Source organism: uncultured Novosphingobium sp. (assembly GCF_964277725.1).
Taxonomy (GTDB): domain Bacteria; phylum Pseudomonadota; class Alphaproteobacteria; order Sphingomonadales; family Sphingomonadaceae; genus Novosphingobium; species Novosphingobium fluoreni.
Genome location: NZ_CAXYKL010000277.1, coordinates 1 through 6244, shown reverse-complemented (window position 1 = coordinate 6244; position 6244 = coordinate 1). Strand labels below are relative to the sequence as shown.

The following is a 6244-nucleotide window of genomic DNA, read 5'->3' as shown; positions in this document are numbered from 1 at the left end:
GGAGACGACCCGTTCGGCTAACGGCGGGCTTCACTTCTTCCGGCGAAATTTCAACGCCTGCCCGATATCGATTTACGGCCCCCGCGCCACCTACCAGCTACCATTTTCCGCTCCCGACCTGCTGAATAGTTATGGCACTGACGGCCCCACGGATTTCCGCTCGGAAACAGGGGCGCGATCCTGCCACACACCGATGCAAATATGCGGATCAGAGTATTTGGCAATCCGACTGCCCATGCTTTCACGATCATTAAAGGCTATACGATCATAAATGTCAGCATTGGCTGCGCTTTAACAAAAAATCTTGAGTTTGCCGTTTTCGCGCGTGATCTGTTCGATAAGAATTAGATACCGTATCTGGCAGTCCAGGCAGACAATTCGAGTTTGATTGTCCGCATGCAAAGCGACCCGCGCGTGATCGGACTGACGCTACGAAACCGTCTGCAACTAGGAAAGGATGGCACATGCCGATCACCAAGTGAAATGACAGGGTCGCTTATCGAAATTTGGCAATTCGTAAACGACATTTTCGCACCCGCGCCCCGAACCGCTCCGCCAATCGTTGCTCATGTGGCAACTTTACACGGGAGAGAGATCTTGGCTGACGATCTGGAAGTCAGGAAAGGCGATATCGACTTAAGCGACGATGAGCGCGCGGAAGTCTCCGAGAGTGCGCCTACGAACGCGCGGGTGCTGCACGAGGTCGTGCGCAGCAGAGGCGACGAGGAACTTAGCCGGCCTACATTGTCCTTGATTTGGTCGGCCCTCGCCGCTGGCGTGGCGATCAGCGCTTCTCTACTGGGACAGTCGCTGCTGGAGAGTATGTTGCCCGATGCTCCGTGGCGTCCACTCATCGCTAGCCTGGGATATTCGCTGGGATTTGTGATTGTGATTCTCGGCCGGCTGCAGCTTTTCACTGAAAGCACCCTGTCGGCGGTGCTTCCTGTAGTCACCCATCCAAGCTGGGGCAATCTGGGTCGACTGCTACGCCTTTGGGGGCTGGTACTTGCCTTCAATCTGATCGGCACTCTCCTGATTGCGTTTGCGATAGAGGCCGTGCTAATCGGCTCTTCGGAACAGCGTGCTGCGATGCTCGACGTATCGCGCAAGTTGCTCGAGCACGATTGGCTCGCCACGATGAAGCTTGGCATCCCGGCAGGCTTTCTCATTGCGGCGGTCCCATGGTTGCTGCCTGCAGCCCGCGGACAGTCCTTCTGGGTCGTGTTGACGCTGACTTATTTCATTGCGCTTGGCGGGTTCGCGCACGTCGTGGCAGGCTCTGGTGAGGCATGGTTGCTGGCCGCTGCGGGAGAGATCAGTTTTTCGTTTGCAATGTTGAATTTAATAGTTCCGGCGCTGTTCGGCAACATCATCGGCGGCACAGGGCTATTCGCTCTGCTTGCACATGCTCAGGTCAGACAAGAGCTATGAGCGCCTTCATAAAATGCGACTGTGGGACGGCATCCGCGGGAATGGTCTGGCCGCGAACGACAAGCATTTAATCCTACTGTCTACCCTGTGCTCGTCTATTGGGGCCTTGGCTGATCACCCTCAAGTGCATGTCTCGGAACCACCTAACTTTCCCGTGCCTTTCCAAGCGAGGTATTCGAGATAGGGCAAGCCATGATGCCGGACGAGAGCGCGTGTAACAGGATAACAATCCAGCCTGGTATTACCGCGTCGGCAACGTCCGAGGTGGCAATCGCGAACTGTGCCAATGTCGTGATCGTCAAACGAGGTTCGCCCCGCAGCAAGCTTTCGAGATGAGCCGCGCCACCCTCGTCTTTCTCCACGCGCTTGGCTCTAGTCGACGCGAGTGGGAACAAGTCATCGATCTGCTGCCGGGCTATGACTGCATCGCGCTTGATCTGCCTGGCTTCGGGGATCGACCATTGGCAAACCAAACCGATCCCGCGCGTCTGGCCCACTGGCTGACCCATGAAATCGCCGAACGACAGCTCACCACCAGTGTTCTGATCGGGCACAGCATGGGTGGAAAGATCGTCACTCTAGCTGCGGCGCGCGCTGTATCGGGCGGACCGTCGTCGGAGAGCGTGCGTGGTGTGGTTCTGGTTGCAGCTTCTCCTCCCGCGCCGGAGCCGATGGACGAAGATCGCCGGGCCGAAATGATGAAGTGGTTCGCCGGCGGGCAAGCGACATACGAAGATGCAGCGAAGTTTGTCGATGACAATACGGCCGATCCCCTGCCGCAAGCCTTGCGTGAGAAAGCGATAGCGGACGTGATGCGGTGCGACCCTGAAGCCTGGTTGGCTTGGCTCGAGCAAGGGAGCCGCGAAGACTGGAGCGCCGAGATCGGGCAGATAGACCTTTCCGCCCTGATCATCGCGGGAGCGAAGGATGGCGATCTTGGCGAGCCAGCGCAGCGCCACCTAAATGCCCCCCACTACCGGGACGCACGCCTAGAGGTCATCTCCGATGCGGCACATCTTATTCCCTACGAGCAACCACGGGCGCTGGCCGCTCTGATCGATAGCCACGCTGCTTTCGTAACCGGCACCTCAGCCGCTCACACACATCTTTCTCAACCATCGCAAAGCTGAAGGAGTTCACTATGGATTTGGGCATCAAGGGCCGCATCGCATTGATAAGCGGAGCGGATTCCGGCATGGGTAAGGAAACCGCGCGGCTGCTGCTGGAAGCGGGCGCAAAGGTCGCGATCACTGACCAGGCCGGCGGGTCGCTGGACGACGCCGCCGCTGACTTAACCTCTTTGGGCGACGTGATTGCCGTCACCGGGGACGTGACCAAGCCAGACGAAGTGAAATCAATCTGGGCCCAAGTGCGCGAAAAACTGGGCGAGCCGGACATCTACGTCAACTCCGCCGGCGTGACCGGGGCGACTGGCGACTTTCTGGAGGTGGATGACGAGGGCTGGCAGCAAACACTGGATATCAACCTGATGGGCGCGGTGCGCATGTGCCGCGAGGCGATCCCTGCGATGCGCGAGAAAGGATGGGGCCGGATCGTGCTGCTCGCGTCCGAAGATGCGGTTCAGCCCTACGTCGAAGAGCTGGCCTACTGCGCTTCGAAGGCCGGCATCCTCAGTCTGGCGAAGGGCCTCTCGAAGGCATATGGCGGCGATAATGTCCTGGTGAATACGGTCTCGCCCGCCTTCATCGCCACCCCTATGACCGACAAGATGATGCGCAAACGAGCCGAAGAACGCGGCGAAAGCTTTGACGAGGCGATCGCCAGCTTCCTGGACGAGGAACGCCCCGGCATGGAACTGAAGCGTCGGGGCCGTGCCGAGGAAGTGGCCGCAGCGATCGTCTTTTTGTGCTCCGAGCGGTCCAGCTTCATCAACGGGGCCGGCCTGCGGGTTGATTCAGGCTCGGTCTTCACGATCGCCACATGAAAGCGAAGCGGGGCTGCGGCATAAACTGCTGCAACCCCGCATTTGACGTTCAACCGACGCCGGCGCCACCCGTCACGCCGTAAACCTCACCGTTCATGTAACTGGCCTCTTGGCTGGCCAGAAGCACATAGACCGGGGCAAGCTCTACTGGTTGGCCGGGGCGGCCATACTGAGTCTTGGCCCCGAACTGCTCGACCGCTTCGGGCGGCTGACCACCGGAGGACTGCAGCGCGGTCCAGAACGGTCCGGGGGCGACCACGTTGGCACGGACGCCCTTTTCCAGCAGCTGCCTGGCAAGCGCCTTGGTATAGGCGACGATCCCGGCCTTGGTCGTCGCATAATCAAGCAGGATGGCGGACGGCTCATAGGCCTGGATCGAGGCGGTGGTGATCACGCTGGCACCCGCCGGCAAGTGCGGCACCGCGGCCTGCGTGATCCAGTGCATGGCATAAAGATTGGTCTTCATCGTCTTGTCGAAGTCCTCCGAAGTGACTTTCGAGATATCCTCGCGGTTCTGCTGGCGGCCCGCATTGATCACCAGCACGTCGAGGCCACCCAGGCTCTCTACCGTCTTGGCCACCATGTCCCGGCACCAGGCCTCGTCGGTGATGTCGCCGGGCAGCGCCAATGCCTTGCGTCCTTCCACCTCGATCAGCTTGATGACCTCGTCGGCATCGGCCTGTTCGGATGGAAGGTATGAGATTGCCACGTCGGCGCCCTCACGTGCGTAGGCGATCGCAGCGGCACGGCCGACGCCGCTGTCCCCACCTGTAACCAAGGCCTTGCGGCCTTTCAGCTTACCCGACCCGGCATAGCTGGTTTCGCCATGATCGGGCTTGGGGTCCATCTCGGCGGCGAGGCCGGGTACAGGTTGCGGCTGACGTGGGAATGGAGGCTGGGGATATTGGTTACGCGGATCCTGCATCTGCAAGCGGTCGGACATCGATATCTCCTGTTCGTTTAATGAGTTACGCGCGTACTAACGCACCAGGGTCAGCAAGCATCCCGGTGGGAAAGTACGTCCAGCGCCATGACGTGCGCGAGATGGGACAAACCTTGCGGCAGGTTGCCGAGGAAGGCCCCCGTCTTGGGATCGGCCATTTCCGTCATGATGCCGACACCTCGATCGAGCGCATGAGAAACGCCGATAAACGCTTTTTCCGCCCGGTCGCGCTGGCCAAGCAACGCACGCGCTTCCACCATCCAGAAAGTGCAGGCGATAAAGCATCCTTCTTCGGCCGAGACGCCGCTATAGCGATAGTGATAAGGGCCAGCGCCCAGCTCGGCATCGATCGCATCCAGCGTCTTCTCCAGCTTGTCGCGCCCGTCAAAGCCGAAGCGGACCGCCAGGGCCAGCGACGCATCTAGCTTGTCGCTGCCGGGATAAAAAACAAAGGCTTGCCGGCCTTCTGACCAGCAGTTCTCCTCGATCCAGTCTGCAATCCTGTCCCGTTCGCGCGCCCAGCGATCGCGGCAGGTGGTGGGCAACTGTCCCTCGTCCGCCAGTTCGACGGCGCGGGCAAGTGCCTGCCAGCAGCTAATTTTGGACATCGTATAGTGTTGAGGCTCTTCCAGCTCCCAAATGCCGGCGTCCTTCTTGCGCCACGCATCGGCGCAAGCATCGGCGAGGTGCGAAAGTTGCTCGGCGCTGGCGGGATCGAGAATGTTGCCGCACGCGACAAAGCAAGAGGCAGTCTCAAAGATATCGCCATAAATGCCGTGCTGGTGCTGATCGGTAGCGACATTGCCGATTCGCACCGGCTGCGACTGACGATAGCCAGGCACCTCGATCTCAGTAACACCAGGCACTCGCTCGCCACCCAGTGTATAGCACACCCGCGTACCTTGCTCGTCGAGCCGCTTGAGCAACCAGGTGAACGCCGCCTTGGCCTCGGCGTGCGCCCCGGCCGTCAGAAACGCCTTGATCGTGTAACCCGCGTCCCGAATCCAGGCGTAGCGATAATCGTAGTTCTTGGGGCCACTGATCCCTTCCGGAACCGACGTGGTCGCCGCCGCCGCGATCGCGCCGGAGGGCGAATAGAGCAGCAGCTTTAACGCCAGCACGCTTCGGATGAACGCCGATCTATGCTCGCCATCGTATTCGACCCTTGAAGCCCAGGCGCGCCATTCGCTGTCGGATACGTCGATGCGATCGTCTATGTCTGCAAGCGAGGGCACCACCAGCGGCTCGCCTTCACCCGCAACGATCGCCAGCACCTCACGCTGACCTTGCGCAATAGTCAAAATGCCCTTTATCGCCTCGTCAGCGGGCCGCGCCGCAAAGCCGTCGGTGTGCAGGAAAAGGCCAAGAACCGAGCCGACGTGAAACACGGCGTGCTTGCCGATCTGCGAGTGATAGGGACTGGCCCCATTCGCGCGGCGGCCGGGACGCATCTCGACGCTAAATGAGACGCTACCCTCCAGCCCCTCCACCCGGCGTGCGAGCTCGGCCCAAGGCAGCCGACCCGCGGTGCCGCTGTTCAAAGACTCCGTCAGCCGCGCTCGGCCGTTAGCGGTGGTGAAGATCGTTTGCAGGACGTTGCTGTCAGGAAGGTAGCAACGTTCCACCTCAAAGGCGTCGTCCGGTGTGATGGTGAAGCGCCCGCCCTCCTCGGGATCGAGAAGGCGGTCGAATAACGGCGGCGAATCCAGGTTAGGCACGCACCACCAGTCTATCGAGCCATCCGCGCCCGAGAGCACGACAGAGCGCCCGTCGCCAAGCGCGCCATAGTCCTCCAATGCGAGATAGCCATCGCGTCGCCACGAGGCTCGTGATGACGAACGCACTAGCGACTGAAGTGTGGCCAAAACACCGCTCACGCGTGAGCTGACCTGTACAGCTTCGTTCTGATCACACGTCAGCCTCTC

Annotated in this window: 5 protein-coding genes; 3 read left to right on the top strand and 2 right to left on the bottom strand. The window is 60.5% G+C overall.

Annotated features, from left to right (window positions below; translation table 11 throughout):
- Positions 1–597: 597 nt before the first annotated feature.
- From ACHWRX_RS15385 to ACHWRX_RS15375, 3 genes are all read left to right on the top strand, one after another.
- On the top strand, positions 598–1431 hold the full coding sequence (locus tag ACHWRX_RS15385; RefSeq protein ID WP_394659841.1) for a formate/nitrite transporter family protein: 834 nt from the start codon (positions 598–600) through the stop codon (positions 1429–1431).
- A 332-nt stretch (positions 1432–1763) separates the two neighbouring features.
- The gene (locus ACHWRX_RS15380) at positions 1764–2561 is read left to right on the top strand and encodes an alpha/beta fold hydrolase (RefSeq protein ID WP_394659840.1); all 798 of its coding nucleotides are present in this window, start codon (positions 1764–1766) and stop codon (positions 2559–2561) included.
- A gap of 11 nt (positions 2562–2572) precedes the next feature.
- Positions 2573–3376, top strand: coding sequence for an SDR family NAD(P)-dependent oxidoreductase (locus tag ACHWRX_RS15375; protein WP_394659839.1), 804 nt, complete (start codon positions 2573–2575; stop codon positions 3374–3376).
- Positions 3377–3425: 49 nt separating this feature from the next.
- Here the strand turns inward: ACHWRX_RS15375 and ACHWRX_RS15370 are convergent, their stop codons facing one another.
- Together ACHWRX_RS15370 and ACHWRX_RS15365 are read right to left on the bottom strand one after the other, a co-directional pair.
- Entirely contained in the window at positions 3426–4319 is an 894-nt protein-coding gene (locus ACHWRX_RS15370; RefSeq protein WP_394659838.1) for an SDR family oxidoreductase, read from the bottom strand.
- 50 nt (positions 4320–4369) lie between these two features.
- Positions 4370–6163, bottom strand: a complete 1794-nt coding sequence (locus tag ACHWRX_RS15365) for a glycoside hydrolase family 15 protein (protein WP_394659842.1) — start codon at positions 6161–6163, stop codon at positions 4370–4372.
- Positions 6164–6244: the final 81 nt, after the last annotated feature.